Origin of the sequence: Pseudoalteromonas sp. S3178, assembly GCF_005886985.1 — a bacterium.
In the GTDB taxonomy this organism is placed as follows: Bacteria; Pseudomonadota; Gammaproteobacteria; order Enterobacterales; family Alteromonadaceae; genus Pseudoalteromonas; species Pseudoalteromonas carrageenovora.
The window spans coordinates 1-313 of the sequence record NZ_PNCW01000677.1 but is presented as its reverse complement, the minus strand read 5'-3'; the positions used below and the strand labels follow the sequence as shown (position 1 = coordinate 313).

Annotated in this window: 1 pseudogene; it reads left to right on the top strand. The window is 45.4% G+C overall.

The window, feature by feature from the left end:
- Positions 1 to 313, top strand: a pseudogene (locus tag CWC11_RS22720) (GNAT family N-acetyltransferase); the annotation flags it as partial.

Below are 313 nucleotides of genomic sequence, written 5' to 3'. Positions count from 1 at the left end.
TACTCGAGTGTAAAGCGACATCACCCATACTCACTTCACCAACCACAATGCGTGCTATTTCCCAGAGTGAGTTGATAGAAAATAGCTCGTTACTTGAGCAAGTTTTTTCATTGCTCGTATTAGCGCATTATCAAACCAGCGTGGATGATTTAAGGCAATTGTTAGATGCACCCGATCTGCACTTACAAGGTGCATTTTGCAATAACGAGCTTGTAGGAATTTGCCTTGCTGTCATCGAAGGCGGACTCGCTTCAGATCTCGCAGAAGATATTCTAGCAGGAAAGCGAAGACCTGCAGGCCATCTCATGGCGCA